Genomic DNA, 18,533 nt, shown 5'->3' on the forward strand with positions numbered 1-18,533 from the left:
CGCGGGTTGTCGCGTTACCGCGGACGCGCCTTGTCCGGACCCAGATAGGCGTCGGCCCAGGCGCCGATGATCCGTCCCGCACGCTTGGCCTGTCCCGGCCCGGTGAGCAGGTGTTCGGTGCCCTCCAGCGAGACGAAGCTGCGCGGGTGGCGGGCCGTCCGGAAAATCTCACTCGCGTTCTCGATGCCCACGGTGTTGTCGGTGGGGGAGTGCAGGATCAACAGCGGCAGGTGCAGGTCCTTGATCTTGGCGTGCAGCTTGGCCGCGCGGACGTCCTCCACGAAGTCGCGCTTGAGGGTCAGTTCGCGGCCGCCGACCATCCACTGCGCACTGCCGTTGGCGAGCACGCAGTCGAGGATGTCGTCGTACTGCTTCTCGACGTGCGACGGGTCGATGGGCGCAGCGACCGTCGCCACCGCGCGCACCCCGGGCGCCTGCCGCGCCGCGGCGAGTACCGACGCCCCGCCGAACGAGTGGCCCACCAACAGAGCCGACGGCGTGCCGCGGTCGGACATGAACTTGCACGCTTCGATGACGTCGTTGGTCTTGTGGGTGAAGGACCCGTCGCCCCAGTGGCCGTCCGAATCGCCCAGCCCGATGGCGTCGAAGCGGAGCATCCCGATGCCATCGGAGGCCAGTTGCTTGCAGATGCGCGCCGCGGCAGGGGAGTCCTTGCCGAGTGTGAAGCCATGTGAGAAGACGCCCCAGCCGCGCGGGGTGCCCTCGGGGAGGTCGATGATCCCGGCGAGCATGGGGCCGGTGGAACTCTGGAACTTGACGCGTTCAGCCACGGGACGGGTTTACCACGGCTGGCAAGCCGGACGTGGCCGCTTCTTTGCTGGAGGCCATCGGTAGGGTGGAGGTTTCACGGGAAACACGACCTGCGGGTCGTAGCGGTCAGTGACGCCTGCGCCCCGTATGTAGTCCTGAGATCCGGAGCAGAGTCGTGACCCTGAACACCATCGCCTTCGAACTGGTCCCGCCCAATATTGAGCGCGGCCCCCAGTTTGCGGTCGACGAGGCGCACAAGGTGCTGCTCAACGCCGCGGCCGTCGGCCTCGAGGGCCGCATCCGGCACGTGATGATCCCCGGGATGATCGAGGAAGACGGCGACCGGCCCGTCGAGATGAAGCCGAAGATGGACGTCCTCGACTTCTGGCAGCTGATGAAGCCCGAGCTGCCCGGGATCCGCGGGCTGTGCACGCAGGTGACGTCGTTCCTCGACGAGGACGCGCTCTCGAAGCGGCTGGCGGTGCTGCAGGACGCGGACTTCGACGGCATCGCTTTCGTCGGCGTCCCGCGCACCATGAGCGACGGCGAGGGCGCCGGCGTGGCGCCGACCGACGCGTTGACGATCTACCGCGACCAGGTGCCGAATCGCGGCGTCATCCTGATCCCGACGCGCGACGGCGAGCAGGGCCGCTTCAACTTCAAGATCAACCAGGGCGCCACCTACGGCATGACCCAGTTGCTGTACTCGGACACGATCGTGGGCTTCCTCAAGGAGTTCGCTGCCACCACCGAGCACCGCCCCGAAATTCTGCTGTCGTTCGGGTTCGTCCCGAAGATGGAGTCGAAGGTCGGACTGATCAACTGGCTGATCCAGGATCCGGGCAACCCTCTGGTCGCCGCCGAGCAGGACTTCGTTTCCCGGCTGGCCGGCGAGGAGCCCGCGGCCAAACGCGCGCGGATGCTCGACCTGTACAAGCGCGTCATCGATGGCGTCGGCGAGCTCGGCTTCCCGATCAGCATCCACTTGGAAGCCGCATACGGCGTCTCCAAGCCGGCGTTCGAGACGTTCGCCGAGATGCTGGAGTACTGGGCGCCCGATAAGGGCTAGCCTCTCGCGCCGATACGGCGTTGTGACGGAGCCTATTTCGAGGCTCCGGACATTCCCCCGAACAACCGCCCAGCGTCGGCGGGTGTCAGTCCGCCGGGCAGGGTCGGCATGCGGACGTCGGCGCGGCGGGCGGTGTCGCCCGGACCGTCGGTGGAGTCCGACGTTTTACGAATCTGATTCGCGGCGGCGTTGTCGGCCCCTCCGGTGTACTGCTGCGCGCTGATGGAAACCGCCGGTTGAGACCGGGGGATAGCGCCGGGCGCCGTGCGTCCGGCGGGTGTCATCGGAGTGGTCGACGTGCGGCCGGCATTGGTCTGCGCGCTGACTGAACTGGTCGGCTCGGGGCGGTCGATCACCGGGCCGGGATGCGGGCCTTTCGCCGCCGCGGGCGCGGCCAGCGCGATGGACAGCGCCGACAGTCCGACGGCGGTCCCTGTCATGAGGCGCAAGATGGAACGACGGAGCTCGGTGCCGGTGTGGTGGGTGGTGTTCATGGCGCCGCCTTTCTAGATACTTGCTCGAACAAGTATCTTCCGACGGCTATTCCAACTGGGGTTTCCTTGTCATCTAGCCGAAGTAAGATGGTTAGACAACCAATGAGTTTCTGGGGGTGTCGATGGCGACGGACGGCGATGAAGACCGGGAGACGTGCGAGGCGATGGCATTGCCGACGGCGGCCCGCAGCGGTCCCGTCAGTCATGCGGTCTTTCAACTCACCCGGCTGACGCGAACGATCATCGCGACGCTGCTGCGTCCCCTCGGCCTGTACCCGGGCCAGGAGCTGGTGATGATGTACCTGTGGGACCGCGGCCCGCTTCGGCAGACGGATCTGGTGCGACTCACGAGCTCCGATGCGCCGACGATGACCCGCATGATCCAGCGGCTGGAGCATGCCGGGTTCGTCCGACGCTTCCCGAGCCCCGAGGACAAGCGTGCCCATCTGATCGAGGCCACGCCGGCCAGCCGCGGACTGCGGGACCAGATCGAGGGTGTGTGGCGCGAGATCGAAGAGTTGACCGTCGGCGATCTGAGCGAAGCGGAACGGGCAACCGTGCTGCGCGTCGTCCAGGGTCTGGAGCATCGGCTGGCCGGCGCGGTGATGGGCTCGGCCGGCAGCGGTCCGCTCACCCCGTGATGTCGCGGTAGCTTCCTGGCGGCCACATAGGACCGACCGCGGACCCCCTATCCTGGGACTGGTGTCCGGCCAACAGCAGCGCGAACTGCGTGATCGTCTGGATGGTCTGACCATCCGTGACGCCGCGCGCCTGGAGCGTCGGCTGAAGAATCTGCGGGGCGACAACCCGGACAAGATCGCCGAACAGATCGCGGCCGCGGAGGGCGTGATCGTGAGTCGGCTGGCCGCGGTACCGACCATCACGTATCCCGATCTGCCGGTCACCGATCGTCGAGATGAGATCGCCAAGGCCATCACCGAGAACCAGGTGGTGATCGTGGCCGGCGAGACCGGCTCGGGCAAGACGACGCAGCTGCCCAAGATCTGCCTGGAGCTCGGCCGCGGTATCCGCGGCACCATCGGCCACACCCAGCCGCGCCGGCTGGCCGCGCGCACCGTGGCGCAGCGCATCGCCGACGAAACCGGCACCGCACTGGGTGGGGCGATCGGTTACACGGTCCGGTTCACCGACCAGGCGAGCGACTCGACCCTCGTCAAACTGATGACCGACGGCATTCTGCTCGCCGAGATTCAGAGGGACCGGCGGCTGCTGCGGTACGACACGCTGATCCTCGACGAGGCCCACGAACGCAGCCTCAACATCGACTTCCTGCTCGGGTATCTGCGCGAGTTGCTGCCGCGTCGCCCGGACCTGAAGGTCATCGTGACGTCGGCAACCATCGAGCCGGAGCGGTTCGCAAAGCACTTCTATGACGCCCCGATCGTCGAGGTGTCGGGCCGCACGTACCCGGTCGAAATCCGGTACCGGCCACTGGAAGTCCCCGTCGCGGTGGACGACAGCGACGACCCGGACGACCCGGACCACGAGATCGTCCGCACCGAGCCGCGCGACCAGACCGAGGCCATTGTCGACGCGGTGCGCGAACTGGAATCCGAACCGGCGGGCGATGTGCTCGTCTTCCTGTCCGGTGAACGCGAAATCCGCGACACCGCAGAGGCGTTGCGCGACGCGCTGTCCGGCGACACCTTCCCGACCGAGATCCTGCCGCTGTACGCCCGGCTGCCGACCGCGGACCAGCAGAAGGTCTTCAACGCGAAGCCGGGCGGCCCGCGCCGGATCGTGTTGGCCACCAACGTCGCCGAGACGTCGCTGACCGTGCCGGGTATCCGGTACGTCGTCGACCCGGGTACGGCGCGCATCTCGCGGTACAGCCGGCGCACGAAGGTGCAGCGGCTGCCGATCGAGCCGATCTCGCAGGCGTCGGCGGCGCAGCGGTCCGGCCGGTCGGGACGTACCGCGCCCGGTGTCTGCATCCGGTTGTACTCGGAAGAGGACTTCGCGAGCCGGCCGCGCTACACCGACCCGGAGATTCTGCGCACCAACCTGGGCGCGGTCATCCTGCAGATGGCGGCGCTGGGGCTCGGCGATATCGAGGCATTCCCGTTCCTGGACCCGCCGGATGCGCGCAGCATCCGCGACGGCATCCAATTGCTCCAGGAGCTTGGCGCTTTCGACACGAAGGGCGCCATCACCGACGTCGGTCGCCGGCTGGCCCGGCTGCCGCTGGACCCACGCGTCGGCCGCATGATCCTCCAGGCCGACACCGAAGGCTGTGTGCGCGAGGTGCTGATCCTCGCCGCCGCGCTGTCGATCCCTGATCCACGGGAACGACCGTCCGACCGGGAAGAAGCCGCGCGGCAGAAGCATGCCCGGTTCGCCGACGAACATTCGGACTTCATCTCCTATCTGAACCTGTGGAACTACCTGCGCGAGCAGCGGAATCAGTTGTCCGGCAGTGCGTTCCGCCGAATGTGCCGCGACGAGTTCCTGCACTACCTGCGGATTCGCGAATGGCAGGACCTGGTCGGCCAGTTGCGCAGCATCGCCGGTGATCTCGGCATCCGGGAGTCGGGGGACGATGCCGACCCGCTGCGTATCCACACCGCGTTGACCGCCGGGCTGCTGTCGCACGTCGGCCTGCGGGAAGGTGAGACTCGCGAGTACCAGGGCGCCCGCAACTCGCGGTTCGTGTTGGCCCCGGGCTCGGTGCTGACGAAGAAGCCGCCGCGGTGGATCGTCGTCGCGGATCTGGTGGAGACGAGCCGGCTGTTCGGTCGTATCGCGGCGCGTATCGAACCGGAGACCGTCGAACGGGTCGCCGGGGATCTGTTGCAGCGCACCTTCAGTGAGCCGCATTGGGATGCCCGCCGCGGCGCCGTCATGGCGTTCGAACGGGTGACCCTCTACGGCCTGCCGCTGGTGCCGCGTCGTCGGGTCGGGTACGCGCAGGTGGATCCGGTGGTCGCGCGCGAGCTGTTCATCCGGCATGCGCTGGTCGAAGGCGACTGGCAGACCCGGCACCACTTCTTCCGCGACAACACGCGCCTGCGGACCGAGCTGGAGGAGTTGGAGGAGCGCGCCCGACGCCGGGATCTGCTGGCCGGTGATGACGAGGTCTACGCCTTCTACGACCAGCGGGTGCCCGAAAGTGCGGTGTCGGCGCGGCATTTCGATGCCTGGTGGAAGAAACAGCGGCATGTGACGCCGGACCTGCTGACCATGACGCGCGACGACCTGCTGCGCACCGACACGGATGCCGACCAGCCCGACACCTGGCAGACCGGCGACCTGTCGCTGCCGCTGAGCTACCGGTTCGAGCCCGGCGCCGCCGATGACGGTGTGACGGTTCATGTTCCGGTCGAGGTGCTGGCCCGGCTCGGCGGCGACGGTTTCGCGTGGCAGGTTCCCGCGCTGCGGGAAGAGTTGGTCACGGCGCTGATCAAATCGCTGCCCAAGGACCTGCGGCGCAACTTCGTGCCCGCGCCCGATACGGCGCGGGCGGTGTTGCCGGACCTCAATCCGGGAGACGGCTCGCTGCTGGAGGAGCTACAGCGCGAATTGCGCCGGCGCAGTGGCATTTTGGTGCCGATCGACGCCTTCGACCTGAGCAAGATTCCCGACCACCTGCGGGTCACCTTCGCGGTCGAGAAAGACGGCACCGAGGTGGCGCGTGGCAAGGACCTGGGTGCGCTGCACGACAAGCTCGCCGGGTCGGTGCGCCAGGCGGTCGCCGGCGCCGTCGCGGGCGATCTGCAACGGACCGGCCTCAAGGCGTGGCCGGACGACCTCGCTGAGCTGCCCCGCACCGTGGAGAGCTCGGCCGGTGGCCACACCGTGCGTGGTTTCCCGGCATTCGTGGATACCGGTGCGGCAGTGGACATCCGGGTCTTTCCGACGGCGGCCGAGCAGGCCGCGGCCATGGGGCCGGGACTGCGACGGCTGCTGCGGCTCGCCGCACCGTCACCGGTCAAGGCTGCCGAGCGCGGCCTCAATCCCCGCGCGCGTCTGTCACTGTCGAGCAATCCCGACGGCAGCCTGGCTGCGCTGCTCGAAGACTGCGCCGACGCCGCGGTGCGGGTGTTGGCGCCCAAGCCGGTGTGGACCGCGGCGGACTTCACGGCGCTGCGCGATGCCGTCGCAGCCAAGCTGGTCCCGACGACGCTCGACGTCGTCGGCCGCGTCGAGCGCGTGTTGACCGCCGCGCACGCGGCGCAGGTTGCGTTGCCCGACAAGCCGTCCGCGCTCCAGGCCGATGCCGTCGCCGACATCCGCGCCCAATTGGCCCGGCTGCTGCCGGTCGGATTCGTCGCGGCGACGGGAGTCACCCACCTGGCCGATCTCACCCGGTACCTGACGGCGGTGGGGCGGCGCTTGGAGCGCCTACCGCAAGCGCCGGCGGCAGACCGGGAACGCATGGACCGCGTACACGCCGTCGAAGACGCGTACGACGAACTGCGGCAGGCGCTTTCGCCCCTGCGCTGCCAAGGCGAAGACGTCCGCGACATCGCCCGGCAGATCGAGGAGCTCCGCGTCAGCCTGTGGGCCCAGCAGCTGGGCACCCCGCGACCGGTCAGCGAGCAGCGGATCTACCGGGCCATCGACGCCGTCGTCCCGTGATTTGTGCACGATTTTCCGCGGCCGGCGCGGTGTGGTGTCTCGGGACATCGCTGACACTTATGTCTCGGGACATCGCTGACAGTCAGTGTGCGGGTTTGGGTGCGCGGGTGCGGTAGGTTCGCGTGGTTTTGTCGCCGGGCTGGTAGCGGCGGGTTGGGTCGGCGGTGAGTTCGCGGATCAAGGTGGTGCCGCTGAAGATGGCGATGTGGTCGCCGTCGCGGATGCAGTCGCAGTGGTGCCCAGCCCAGTACCGGCCGACGTTGATGACGTAGGGCGGCACGAACACCCGACCTGTGGTGTCGTTGACGGTGCCGGTGGTGACAAACACCGGGGCCGGCAAGGGCCGGTCGGCGGGGCGGGCGCGTTCGGTGGCGGCGAAAGCCTCTGCGGGAGTGGCTCCGCCGAGTGCTCGGTGTGGTCGTTGGTGGTTGTAGAAGTGTCGGAACGCCTCGAGCAGATCGTTGAGATCAGCGACCGTGTCCGGGGTGGGGTGCGCGTGGAGCCACTTTTTGAGGGTCTGCCAGAACCGCTCGATCTTGCCGCAGGTCTGCGGGTGATAGGGAGTGGAGTTGATCGTTTTGACTCCCAGGGCCCGTAGGTTGGCCTCGAACGTCGTTTCAAACCCGAGCCGCCGCCCGGTGTACATCAGTCCGTTGTCCGACAACGACATTGACGGAATCCCACACTCACCGATACCGGCCAGCACCACCGACCACACCAACTCACCGGTGCCGGGCCCGGCCGCGGCGGCCAACCCGACCAGGTAGCGGGAATGATCATCAAGGCTGCCCGCGATGGCCACTGCGGTGCCGTCGGTCAGTGCCCATTCGGTCCAGTCTGATTGCCAGCAGTCGTTCGGGCGATCAAAGACAAACCGTTTGGTCGCTGACTTGGGGCGTTTACGCGGCTGCGGGGTGATCGCACCATGGCGCGTCAGGATCCGCCAGATCGTAGCCGGTGCAGGCACATCAGCATGGCCCTCACGCTGCAGGGTCCAGTGGATGGAGTGCGCGCCGTGATCCCCGGCCGGCCTCCAACAGTTCTTTGCGGCGGCGCAGCACCAGCTCCTCGACCGCGGCCGCGGTCTGTCCGGGACACGACACCGGCCGACGTGACCGCTGTTCGAGTCCGGCCAGCCCCAGCTGCCCGAACCGTTTTCGCCACTTGTAGAACGTCTGCCGACTGATCTGCTGATCCCGGCAGAACGCCGCCACATTCTCGACCTGCCCGGCCAACGCCGTCGCGGCACGAATATCCATCGCCGTCACCTTCTGGGCCATGAACCACGATGGGTCCACAACCTCACTCAGGTGTCAGCGATGTCCCGAGACATCCATGTGTCAGCGATGTCCTGAAACAGAACACCGCGGCCGGCGCGGAAAATCGTGCACAAATCCCTCAGGAAGGTGACGTGGGGGCGTCGGCGATCTTGACCAGCTGGACTTCGGGGCGGTCCGGCACCTGATCGGTCAGGAACCAGCGGAACGCCAGGTTGCCCTGCGGATAGTCCAGCGTCGTCAGCGAATTCGGGTGTGCAGTGGTGCCGCGCGACAGGACGACCGTCACCGTGCCGTCGGAGTTGGGCACCGCGCTGTAGCCGTTCAGGGAGCTGCGGGCGTCACTGGCGCCGGGGGTGGCCATGAACTGGTTCCACACCACCAGGTTCCAGAACCGGCAGGCCGGCGGACGGTGGGTGATGACGAGCGCTTCGTCCTCCGCGAGCACGAAGCTGCCGTACGAGTAGCAGGCGTCGCGCGCCGACCAGCCGAAGTTGGCGTCCGGTACCTGGTAGGGCGCGGCGAATTCATTGGCGCGATGGGCGGTTTCGTGTCCGAGGCTGGCTTCGTCGACGGCCCGCGTGCCCACCGGCATCGGCATGATGGCGAACAGCGTGCGGATCCAGGTGGCGCTGGACCGCAGCGCGGCGGCTGTCGCGGCGTCGCTGTGGCGGAACGGCTCCGGAGGATCGAGTGCCTCGATGTTCCAGGTGACCGGACGTCCCGTTGCCGGGTCGGCCTGGTAGTCGCGGGTGAGGAAGACGGCTGCGTCGGGCAGGGGGCCGAGCTCGAACGAGAAGTTGCCGTCGGCGTCGAATTCGATGTCGGTGTCACGGATTATCGCGACGACGCGGTTGGACCAGGCACCGGGCGAGGGCTCGTTGTACGCAGTCAGCGAGAGATAGACGCTGTCGCCCTTGTTGCCGAAGATCCGGTATTTGCGCTCCGGGTCCACCGGGCACATGTGGTAGTAGGCGTCGGTGTTGTCGCCGCCCCAGCGGCGGTCATGCCGGGTGGGGGTGTTGACGGCGACGAACTGCGGCCGCCCCGGCTCGGGGAACAGGTAGCAGTCGAGGGCGACGCCGAGTCCGGTCGCGAGCATGCGGTAACCGTCGGCGATCTGGCGGTCGTCGGTCACGGCGCGCGGACCCTCGAGAAAAGAGGTGTCGAGCTCGCGAAGGGTGTCGAGGAGTTCCCGCCATGCGGCAGCGGATTCGGTCATGCGCCAATACCTTTCAGGATCAGTGTGGTGTTGCGGTCTATCCAGTCGTCATCGGGGGCGGCGCTGCGGGTGAGGGCGGCGAGCAGGGCGATACCCGTGATGACCTCGGTCAGATCGGTGGCGGTCACGTCGGCGCGGAGTTCACCGCGGGTGGCGGCGGCATCGAGGCGGGCATGCAGTCCGGGCCCGAGTACGTCGGCGAACCGATCCAGCAGGGCGCTGTGCAGGGTGGCGTCGGCGGTCATCTCACCGAGCAGTCCCGGGAGCGCGGCGCGGGCCGCGGGAGTGCTGAGGACCGCCACGGTGTCTCGGACCATCGCCCGTACATCGCCCGCGAGGGAGCCGGTGTCCGGAAGGTCAGCGGCGATGCCCGCGGGGAATGCCGCCTCATGGACGAGGTGGGCCTTGCTGGGCCAGCGCCGGTAGATCGCGGGCTTGCTGGTGCCGGCCTGCTTGGCGATGGCGTCCACGGACAGCGCGGCATAGCCGACTTCGCCGAGGAGTTTCACGGTCGCGTCCAGCACGGCGTCGTCGATGCGCCGATCACGAGGTCTACCAAGTTCTTTCGCCATTACGGAACTCATAGTAACATAATTGGTGTGACTGACACCACAGACGTTGTCCGGCTCGATGACCTGGCCCATCCCACCTTCACGGCCGAGGCTCAACAGTTCCGCGACATGATGACGATGATGGCGGCGGACTGTCCGCTCGATGCGGACGCACTGCACGCCAAGGCGAGCGCCGACACCGGGCTCGACGACTTCGGCCCCACCGACTACCGCGAACGCCTCGAGGTGCTGCTGGGCGCGCTCCGGCAGATCGACGGTTTCAACGGCCCGGGCGTGGTCAACTTCTACGGTCAGCTGCTGCAGCTGTTGAAGAACCGGCTGCTGCTGACCGATCTGTTGAAGCGGCACCCCGAGATTCACGACATCGAACTGCTGCCCCCGGTGGTCATCGTCGGCCTGCCGCGTACCGGGACCACACACCTGCACAACCTGCTGGCTGCCGCCGGAAACTTCCGGACCCTGCCCTACTGGGAGTCGATGGAGCCCTTCCCGCTGGCGTCCGAAGCCGGTATCGAGCCGGACCCGCGGCGCACCCGGATGGACGTGGCGGTCAACGTGATGAACATCGTCATGCCGCATTTCCCGCTGATGCACGAGATGACCACCGACCACGTGCACGAGGAAATCCAGTTGCTGGCCAACGACTTTTCCACGATGTACTTCGAGACGCTGGCCGACGTGCCCGCGTGGCGTGACTACTACGAATCCCATGATCAGACGCCGCACTACCGGCACATGGTGACGCAGCTCAAAGCCCTGCAGTACCTGCGCGGTGGCCGTCGCTGGCTGCTCAAGTCGCCGCAGCATCTCGAGCAACTGCCGGTGCTGAACGCCGAATTACCCGGTGTGGTAGGTGTTTTCACACACCGCGATCCCGTACCGGTGGTGCTGTCGATGATCGCGATGCTCACCTACTCGGCGCGCATGCACCGCAGCCCGGTTCCCGTCGAGCACATCGCTTCGTACTGGGTGCAGCGGCTGGAGCACATGCTTGCCGCGCTGATCCGGGATCGGGAGATCATCGGCCGGGACCGCTCCATCGACATCCGTTTCGACGATTTCATGGCCGACGATCTCGGCACCGCCGAGAGCGTCTTCGCTCTTGCCGAGGAACAACTTTCGGATACCGAGCGCAACGCGATGGCGGACTACCTGGCCGGTCATCAACGCGGCCGTCTGGGCCGGGTCGAGACGTCGTGCGAGATGTTCGGTCTCGACCCCGACGACCTGAAGGCCCGCTTCGCGCCCTACACGCAGCGCTTCCTGGGCTAGCTTTCCGCCGCTAGGACTGCTCCATCGCCGCCGGGTCGGCCAATGGCACGACCAGGTGCGAAGCGTGGACGCCGCCTTGGGAAATTCGATACGTCCCGCCCGCCAGGGCCGTCCGCTGCGGGCGGGTCGGCACCAGATGCGGGAAGTCGTACGTCGTCAGCGTCAGCCGCAGTCGGTGGCCCGGGGCGAGGAGCGCCGCGGTGGGAAACACCTCGATGTCGTACCGGGTCAGTTCACCGGGCACGGCGGGCTCGGCGGCCGCCTTGGTGCTGATGTGTTGCGGCCGTAGCACGGTGCCGTCGGGCAGGAGCCAGCTCGCCTCGGGGTCGAGGGCACGATGCGAACCGAGGAGCGCCCCCTGCGTGAGCGGCCGGCTGACGCCGTCAGGGGAGACGTCGTCCAGATGCGCCACCCACAGGGTCTCGGTGCGGTCGGCGGTGGCGAAGATCGTGAGGCCGACCGGACCGGCGAGCAGTTGTTCGGTATCGAACGCTTCGCTGGTGTAGGTCAGCGCGTCGCGCTGCAGCCGGGAGTTGTCCTGGTCGTACCGGACACTGCGGCCCGTCTGCGACACCATGAAGCTGCCCATGCCGAGGCTCCACTGCTCCAGGCTGCGCCCGGAAACCGGTCCGCGAGACAGGTATTGGAGCGTGGCGGTCGACTCGTCGGCCGACGGGCTGGCATGCAGGCCGCCGCCCAGACCCAGGTAGAGCCGCGTCGGGGTGGCCTCCGGGAACGGATAGGCGTTGGTGCGGAACCATTTCGGGCTCCCGATGGCCTGGAAGCGCACCGGCGCACCGGTGACGGCCGCGGTGTCGTCGTCCTTGAGCCAGTGGTTGAACCAGCGCAGCTGCAAGGCCTGCAGATGCTGACCATCGAGATCCGAGACGTGATACCAAGGGCCGGCCATCAACTGGAACTTGTCGGAGACGGGCTGGTCGGCGGTCATGGCGGCGCCGGCGGGACGCCCGGCGAAAGTGTTCTGCAGCGCCGCGTAGTTCAAGGGCGCGCCGCGCTGGAACGCGTCATGCCAGCCGGCCACCAGAAACACCGCGACACCGTTCTCGACGATCTTCGGCACCACATCCGCGGGACGCATGGTGTCCCAGAACGCGCCGTCGAATGCGGTGTCACCGCCGGCGATCGCGTCTTTGATCAGGCTCTTGAAATAGCTGCGCTGGTCGCGACCGCGCTGGCGCACTGCGGAAATACCACCGGCCCTTGGCCTTTCATGCCCACCGCGATGCGCGAACTCCAGCGCCGGGTTGATGACGTTCAGCAGTGAGTAGGTGGCGCCGTAGGCCCGGACCGTGCGCATGTGCGGGACGCCGCCCATGGTGACGACGTCGCGGTAGAAATCGTTGGCGGCCATCGCCGGGAAGATCGCCTTCAGCGGCGAGCCGGGACCCACCGCGGCGGCGGTCATGAGCTGGTTGATGGCCAGGTACGAGATGCCGAACATGCCGACACGGCCGTTCGAATTGGGCAGGGCGGCAGCCCAATTGACCAGGTCGACGCCGTCCTGCACCTGTTCCGGTCCGAGCATCTCGAAGGAGCCGCCCGACACGCCGGTACCCCGCACGTCGGCCATCACCTCGATGTAGCCACGCCGGATCAGGTACGGCGTTGCGCCACCACCGATCTGGGCGGCCGGCGGGGGTGCCTTCTTGCCGTACGGCGTCATCGACAGCAGCACCGGGAAGGGGCCGGAAGCGGGCTCGCCCGTCGTCGGGTCGGTCGGATAGTGGATGTCCACCCGCAGCGAGATGCTGTCGCTCATCGGCACCGCCACGTTGTGGTGCACTCCGACGCTGTACTGCGCCGGCGGGGCTTCCCAGGCCGGCAACAGTGGTGATGGGCTGGTCTTGCGGGTGCGCGTGGCGGCCCAACCGGCCATGGCCTTGATTCGGGCCCCCACACCCGCTGTCTCGACATTCGTCTCCACGCCTCGACCGTACGCCGAACCCGAAAGAAGTTATTGCTTCGTGACGGAACCGTGTCAGGGCGCTCGGGGGTGTTCCCAGTCTCGGTCCGTAGCATCCGATCAGTGACCAGTAGTCCGTGTGAAAGAGACGACGCAGGTAAGGGCGTCGGCTGCATCTCGCGCCGACGCATGCTGAGAATGGCTGCCGCGGCGCCGGTTCTGGTCGGTATGCCCGCCGTTGTGTCGTCACTCACCGCGCCCGTGGCCAAAGCCGCTGGTCTGGCCGGCGCAGTCGTGTTCCTCGACCCGGGGCACAACGGGGCCAATGACTCGTCGATCAGCAAGCAGGTGCCCACCGGCCGCGGCGGCACCAAGGACTGCCAGACCAGTGGCACGTCCACGACGGCGGGCTTCCCCGAACACTCGTTCACCTGGAACGTCGTGCTGCTGATGCAGCAGCAGCTGGCGAACGCCGGCGTACAGGTCCACCTGTCGCGCAACAACGACAACGCTCTCGGTCCGTGTGTCGACCAGCGCGCCGAGATGGCGAACGCCCTACGGCCGAACGCGGTCGTGTCGGTCCACGCCGACGGCGGTCCCGCGGGCGGCCACGGGTTCCACGTCAACTACTCGGCGCCGCCGCTGAACCAGGTGCAGGCCGGGCCGTCGGTGCGTTTCGCCCAGATCATGCGCGACAAGATGGTGGCCGCGGGGCTGACGCCGGCGACCTACATCGGCAGCAACGGTCTGTACGGCCGGGCCGACCTGACGGGCCTGAATCTCGCTCAGTACCCGTCGATCCTGGTCGAGTGCGGCAACATGAAGAACCCGCAGGAGGGCGCGGCGATGGCCACCATGCAGGGGTGGCAGACCTACGCCAACGCCATCTGCCAGGGCATCGCCGCGTTCATCCAGGCCAGCTAGAGCTCGGCCAGTGCCACGCCGGTGACGCCAGGACCCAGCTGCGTCAGCTCGCGGTCGGTCCCGTCGGCGAGATTCACCACACGGATGCCGCCGGTGCGCAGCTCGCTCACGTAGTAGGTCGTGTCATCGGCGGTGGTCAGACCGATCGCCTCCTGATAGCCGCGGGACACGATGTCGTAGGTCCCGACCGTGGGCTGGACCCGGCCGCGGTTGAGCGTGTTGCCGTTCGGTTCGGCGCCGCGGTCGGTCCAGACCAGGTTTCCGGATGCGTCGAGATCGAGGTCGATGGGCTCGGGCAGGTCCTGCCACAGCAACTCGATGTCCGCACGGCCCGCGGCGGTGTGCCCCACCGGGATGTCGGTGCGGCAGCGGAAGATTCGGCCCTGGCCGGCGTCGGATGCGCCCTTCTGCGTCCAGTAGACCAACTGCTGCACCGGGTCGACGGCGATGCCCACGCAGTGGTGCCGCGGGTCTTGCGCATCCGGACCGCTACCCGCCACCACCAGCGTCTCCAGGCTCGAGCCGTCCAGCCGGCAGCGCAGCACCTGCATGCCTTCGCGGTCGCACCAGTAGAGCAACCCCGCGTCGAAGTCGGCCGTCAGCTGCTTACCCGTGGTGAACGCGCCCCGCGGCACGATGGTCCGCCGGTCAGAACCGTCCAGGTTCACACGCTCGAGCGACCCGTTACGGGTGAAGAACGTCCGGCCGGTTTCGGGGTCGGGCGTGCCCATGTTCGTCCAGTAGATGTGGCCCCGGGCCTGATCGACGACGATGCCGTCGGGCGTCTCGTCGACATCGGCGACCAGCGTCCGGACCCGTGAACCGTCGAGGGACACGGCCAGGATCGCCCGCTTGGCGATGTGCAGAACCAATAGTTCGGTCATGCCACGGATTATTCAGCGGGGTCGCTAGCGTTGTGTGACCGGAACATTCATTGGAGGCTGATTGTGCACATTGATCTGACCGGCAAAACCGCCCTGGTAACCGGTTCCACGCAGGGCATCGGGCTGGCCATCGCCGAAGGGCTGGCCGCCAGCGGGGCCCGCGTCGCGGTGAACGGACGCAGCGAAGAACGCGTCCAGGCGGCCGTCGCCGAACTCACCGGTAAGGGATTCGCCGACGTCATCGGCGTCGCGGCCGACGTCACGACCGAGGAGGGCGTGGCCCAACTCGTCCAACAACTTCCGGATGTCGACATCCTGGTGAACAACCTCGGCATCTTCGGGTCGACGCCGGCGCAGGAGATCACCGACGACGAGTGGCGGCGGTACTTCGAGGTGAACGTGCTGTCCGCCGTCCGGCTCATCCGCACCTACCTGCCGGGGATGACGGAGCGCGGGTGGGGCCGCGCGATCCAGATCGCCAGCGACTCGGCGATCGTCATCCCGGAAGAGATGATCCACTACGGCACGTCCAAGACCGCGCTGCTCGCGGTGACCCGCGGTTTCGCCAAGGATGCGGCGGGCACCGGCGTGACGGTGAACTCGGTGATCGCGGGCCCGACGCATACCGGTGGCGTCGAGGACTTCGTCTATCAGCTGGTCGACAAGAACCTGCCGTGGGACGAGGCGCAGCGCGAGTTCATGATCAAATTCCGTCCACAATCGTTGCTGCGCAGGCTGATTGAGCCCGAGGAGATCGCCAACATGGTCGTGTACCTCAGCTCGGAGCAGTCGTCGGCCACCACCGGCGCCGCGGTGCGCGCCGACGGCGGCTACGTCGACTCGATCCTGCCCTGACGTGCGGGGGCGCGTCGTCATCGCCGGGCTGGGGGACAGCGGCATCCTCGCCGCTGTCCGCCTGGCCCCGCACGCCGACGTGGTCGGTATCTCGGTCAAGGACGGCCTGGTCAGCGGTCAGGAACTCGGCATGCGCGTCGCGCGGCCCGACGCCTGGGCGCGGGACTACTTCATCGGTTTCCGGAGATTCCGTGGCCTGGATTCGGTGCGGATCGTGCACGGGGCCCTGACGGGCGCCGACCTGGCTGCCCGCACGGTCACGGTGGAGATGGTTGACGGCACCGAGACGGTCGAGCCGTTCGACGTGCTGGTGATCTCGACCGGAACGACCAACGGGTTCTGGCGCCGCCCGACGCTGCAGACGGCCGACGACGTCGCCGCGGATCTGCATGACACCCACGAACGCCTGGCACGGGCGCAGCGCATCGCCGTCGTGGGTGGCGGCGCCACGGCAGTGAGCAGTGCGGGGAACCTGGCACGCAGCTGGCCCGACAAGGTCGTCGACCTGTATTTCCCTGGCGCACAGATACTTCCGGGTTACCATGTCGGGACCCAGGTGCGCGTCGCGCAACGGTTGGCGGAACTCGGCGTCCGGCTGCATCTCGGGCACCGCGCTGTACTGCCGCCGAACCGCGACGAAATCACCGCTGGACCAATCGAATTCAGCACCGGCCAACCGGACGGGGACGCCGATGCGGTGTTGTGGGCCGTCGGTCGGGTGCGGCCCAACACGGCGTGGTTGCCTACTGAGATCCTCGATGGCGACGGCTTCGTCCGCGTCACGCCGGAGCTGACGGTGCCCGGGTATTCGGGTGTTTTCGCGGTCGGTGATGTCGCGGCCACCGATCCGTTGCGCACGTCGGCGCGTAACGGTGGCGGTGCGCTGGTAGCACGAAACGTCCTCGCCCAGTTGAGGTCCCGCAAGCTGCGCCGCTACCGGCCGCCGGCCGTGCGGTGGGGTTCGGTGCTCGGTCCGCAGCCAGATGGGCTGGAGGTGTTCACGCCGTGGGGACAGGCCGTCCGGTTCCCGGCGTGGACCGTCGACCGGGTGTTGCAGCGGTTCGTCGTGCGTCGTCAGCTGTACCGCGGTGTGCGGGATTGAGACCGTTCACCAGGTGTCGACGAAGTCCCGGCGCGGCGGCAGCCCCGCGGGTTCCGCGGTCGCCAGTGTCGCGGCGATCAGCGACCGGGTCTCGGCGGGGTCGATGACGTCGTCGATCTCGAACATCGAAGCCGAGTTGAGCGCGGCGGCGTTGGCCTGAGCGGCGGCGGTGGCATCGCGCACCGCCTGTTCGCGGGCCTCGTCATCGGTGATGGCCTCGAGCTCCTTGCGCAGCCCGAGCCGCACCGCGCCCTCGAGTCCCATCGGTCCGAGGTGTGCGCCCGGCCAGGCCACGGTCAGCAGTGGCTCATGCAGGCTGCCGCCGCACATCGCTTGTGCGCCAAGGCCGTAACCTCGGCGCAGGATCACCGCGATCAGCGGGACGCGCAGGGCCGCGCCGGCGACCAGCAGCCGCGATCCGCGCCGAACCAGTGCTTCGGCCTCGGCCGCCGGTCCCACCATGAATCCGGGGCAGTCCACGAGGGACACCACGGGAATCCCGAAGGCATCGCAGAGTTGCAGGAAGCGGGCCGCCTTGTCGGACGCCGCCGCGGTGATGGCACCGGCCATGACCATGGTGTTGTTGGCCAGCACCCCGACCGGCCGGCCCTCGATCCGGGCCAGCGCGGTCACCAATTCCGGGGCGAACTTCTGCCGCAGGAAGGTGACCGAGCCTTCGTCGGCGAGCGTCTCGATGATCGGCGCGACCTGATATGCGCGGCGGGCGCGCTCGGGAACGATTGTGCGCAAAGCGGTTTGGTCCGGCGCGGTGCCGGGTGTGGTGGGTCCGCGGAAGTAGCCGAGCAGTCGGCGGGCGACCGAGACCGCGGCGGCCTCGTCGGGCACCACCACGTCGACGACGCCGTTGGGTGCCTGCACCGAGATCGGGCCGACGGCATCCGGCGCGATGTCGCCGAGTCCGCCGCCGGCGATCATCGCCGGGCCACCCATGCCGATCGACGTGTCCTCGGTCGCGACGATCAGATCCGAACAGCCCGCGATCACGGCGTTGCCCGCGAAACAGCGGCCCTTGACCACCGCGATCCGCGGCACGACGCCCGACAGGCCGGCCCACAGCGCAAAGGCGCGGACGTCCAGTGACGACACGGTCGGATGATCGGTGTCACCGGGGCGTCCACCGCCACCCTCGGCGAAGAACACCGTGGGCAGCTTCATCCGCTCGATCAGTTCGAACAGCCGGTCCTTCTTGAGGTGACCGAGGGCGCCCTGGGTACCGGCCAGCACGGTGTAGTCGTACGACAACACCGCACACGGGTGGCCGTCGACGTGGGCCGTGCCGGCGACGAGGCCGTCGGCGGGAGTGCGCGCGATCAGGTCGTCGAGCTCCCGGCGTGCCCGTTGGGCGGCGATGGCGAACCGGCCGTACTCGACGAAGCTGCCGTCGTCGACCAGGTCGCGGATGTTCTCGCGGGCCGTTCGTCCGCCGGCGTCATGTCGGCGCTGGACGGCGTCCGGTCGCGCGGCATCCTCGGTGAGCGCGCGGCGGCGCAGGAGCTCGATGTGGTCGTCGCGGAACGGTACTTCGGGCATTGGGCCGGGCATGGGGA

The 18,533-nt window shown here is 68.0% G+C and carries 16 protein-coding genes; 7 read left to right on the plus strand and 9 right to left on the minus strand.

What is annotated here, in order from left to right; genetic code table 11:
* Positions 1-14: 14 nt before the first annotated feature.
* Entirely contained in the window at positions 15-791 is a 777-nt protein-coding gene (locus ACJH6H_RS06540; protein WP_061003773.1) for a S9 family peptidase, read from the minus strand.
* A 155-nt stretch (positions 792-946) separates the two neighbouring features.
* Here ACJH6H_RS06540 and ACJH6H_RS06545 point away from each other — a divergent pair, with 155 nt between their 5' ends.
* Entirely contained in the window at positions 947-1,840 is an 894-nt protein-coding gene (locus ACJH6H_RS06545; RefSeq protein ID WP_061003775.1) for a mycobacterial-type methylenetetrahydrofolate reductase, read from the plus strand.
* A gap of 32 nt (positions 1,841-1,872) precedes the next feature.
* Here the strand turns inward: ACJH6H_RS06545 and ACJH6H_RS06550 are convergent, their stop codons facing one another.
* Entirely contained in the window at positions 1,873-2,334 is a 462-nt protein-coding gene (locus ACJH6H_RS06550; protein ID WP_061003777.1) for a hypothetical protein, read from the minus strand.
* A 122-nt stretch (positions 2,335-2,456) separates the two neighbouring features.
* Between ACJH6H_RS06550 and ACJH6H_RS06555 the strand changes: the two genes are divergently transcribed.
* Together ACJH6H_RS06555 and hrpA are read left to right on the plus strand one after the other, a co-directional pair.
* The gene (locus ACJH6H_RS06555; protein ID WP_406774521.1) at positions 2,457-2,975 is read left to right on the plus strand and encodes a MarR family winged helix-turn-helix transcriptional regulator; all 519 of its coding nucleotides are present in this window, start codon (positions 2,457-2,459) and stop codon (positions 2,973-2,975) included.
* Positions 2,976-3,036: 61 nt separating this feature from the next.
* Entirely contained in the window at positions 3,037-6,933 is a 3,897-nt protein-coding gene (gene hrpA / locus ACJH6H_RS06560) for an ATP-dependent RNA helicase HrpA (RefSeq protein ID WP_406774484.1), read from the plus strand.
* Between the two features lie 82 nt (positions 6,934-7,015).
* Here the strand turns inward: hrpA and ACJH6H_RS06565 are convergent, their stop codons facing one another.
* The 4 genes from ACJH6H_RS06565 to ACJH6H_RS06580 all read right to left on the minus strand — a co-directional run bounded on the left by ACJH6H_RS06565 (position 7,016) and on the right by ACJH6H_RS06580 (position 10,004).
* A complete protein-coding gene (locus tag ACJH6H_RS06565) occupies positions 7,016-7,900 on the minus strand; it encodes an integrase core domain-containing protein (protein WP_406774485.1) in 885 nt (294 codons plus the stop codon).
* A gap of 13 nt (positions 7,901-7,913) precedes the next feature.
* Complete coding sequence (gene tnpA, locus ACJH6H_RS06570) at positions 7,914-8,192, minus strand: IS66 family insertion sequence element accessory protein TnpA (RefSeq protein WP_406774486.1); 279 nt, start codon at positions 8,190-8,192, stop codon at positions 7,914-7,916.
* Between the two features lie 139 nt (positions 8,193-8,331).
* Entirely contained in the window at positions 8,332-9,432 is a 1,101-nt protein-coding gene (locus ACJH6H_RS06575; protein WP_346415305.1) for a DUF1214 domain-containing protein, read from the minus strand.
* Positions 9,429-10,004, minus strand: coding sequence for a TetR/AcrR family transcriptional regulator (locus tag ACJH6H_RS06580; protein ID WP_064858350.1), 576 nt, complete (start codon positions 10,002-10,004; stop codon positions 9,429-9,431). Before ACJH6H_RS06580 ends, ACJH6H_RS06575 begins: the two co-directional genes overlap by 4 nt.
* A gap of 108 nt (positions 10,005-10,112) precedes the next feature.
* Here ACJH6H_RS06580 and ACJH6H_RS06585 point away from each other — a divergent pair, with 108 nt between their 5' ends.
* On the plus strand, positions 10,113-11,276 hold the full coding sequence (locus ACJH6H_RS06585; RefSeq protein WP_318984292.1) for a sulfotransferase: 1,164 nt from the start codon (positions 10,113-10,115) through the stop codon (positions 11,274-11,276).
* A 10-nt stretch (positions 11,277-11,286) separates the two neighbouring features.
* Here ACJH6H_RS06585 and ACJH6H_RS06590 read toward each other — a convergent pair whose 3' ends face one another.
* Complete coding sequence (locus tag ACJH6H_RS06590; RefSeq protein ID WP_318984291.1) at positions 11,287-13,056, minus strand: CocE/NonD family hydrolase; 1,770 nt, start codon at positions 13,054-13,056, stop codon at positions 11,287-11,289.
* A 333-nt stretch (positions 13,057-13,389) separates the two neighbouring features.
* Here ACJH6H_RS06590 and ACJH6H_RS06595 point away from each other — a divergent pair, with 333 nt between their 5' ends.
* A complete protein-coding gene (locus ACJH6H_RS06595) occupies positions 13,390-14,124 on the plus strand; it encodes an Rv3717 family N-acetylmuramoyl-L-alanine amidase (RefSeq protein ID WP_406774522.1) in 735 nt (244 codons plus the stop codon).
* Here the strand turns inward: ACJH6H_RS06595 and ACJH6H_RS06600 are convergent.
* On the minus strand, positions 14,121-15,008 hold the full coding sequence (locus ACJH6H_RS06600) for a hypothetical protein (RefSeq protein ID WP_318984044.1): 888 nt from the start codon (positions 15,006-15,008) through the stop codon (positions 14,121-14,123). The genes ACJH6H_RS06595 and ACJH6H_RS06600 overlap by 4 nt on opposite strands.
* A gap of 63 nt (positions 15,009-15,071) precedes the next feature.
* On the opposite strand from ACJH6H_RS06600, the gene ACJH6H_RS06605 reads away from it, so the two are divergent.
* Both ACJH6H_RS06605 and ACJH6H_RS06610 read left to right on the plus strand, forming a co-directional pair.
* A complete protein-coding gene (locus tag ACJH6H_RS06605) occupies positions 15,072-15,863 on the plus strand; it encodes an SDR family oxidoreductase (protein WP_318984043.1) in 792 nt (263 codons plus the stop codon).
* Between the two features lies 1 nt (position 15,864).
* Positions 15,865-16,965, plus strand: a complete 1,101-nt coding sequence (locus ACJH6H_RS06610; RefSeq protein WP_318984042.1) for an FAD-dependent oxidoreductase — start codon at positions 15,865-15,867, stop codon at positions 16,963-16,965.
* Positions 16,966-16,971: 6 nt separating this feature from the next.
* On the opposite strand, the gene ACJH6H_RS06615 is transcribed toward ACJH6H_RS06610, so the two are convergent.
* Positions 16,972-18,516 (minus strand): carboxyl transferase domain-containing protein, encoded by a 1,545-nt coding sequence (locus ACJH6H_RS06615; RefSeq protein WP_318984289.1) that lies wholly within the window; start codon positions 18,514-18,516, stop codon positions 16,972-16,974.
* Positions 18,517-18,533: the final 17 nt, after the last annotated feature.

This window comes from Mycobacterium sp. SMC-21 (assembly GCF_045310825.1).
Taxonomy (GTDB): domain Bacteria; phylum Actinomycetota; class Actinomycetes; order Mycobacteriales; family Mycobacteriaceae; genus Mycobacterium.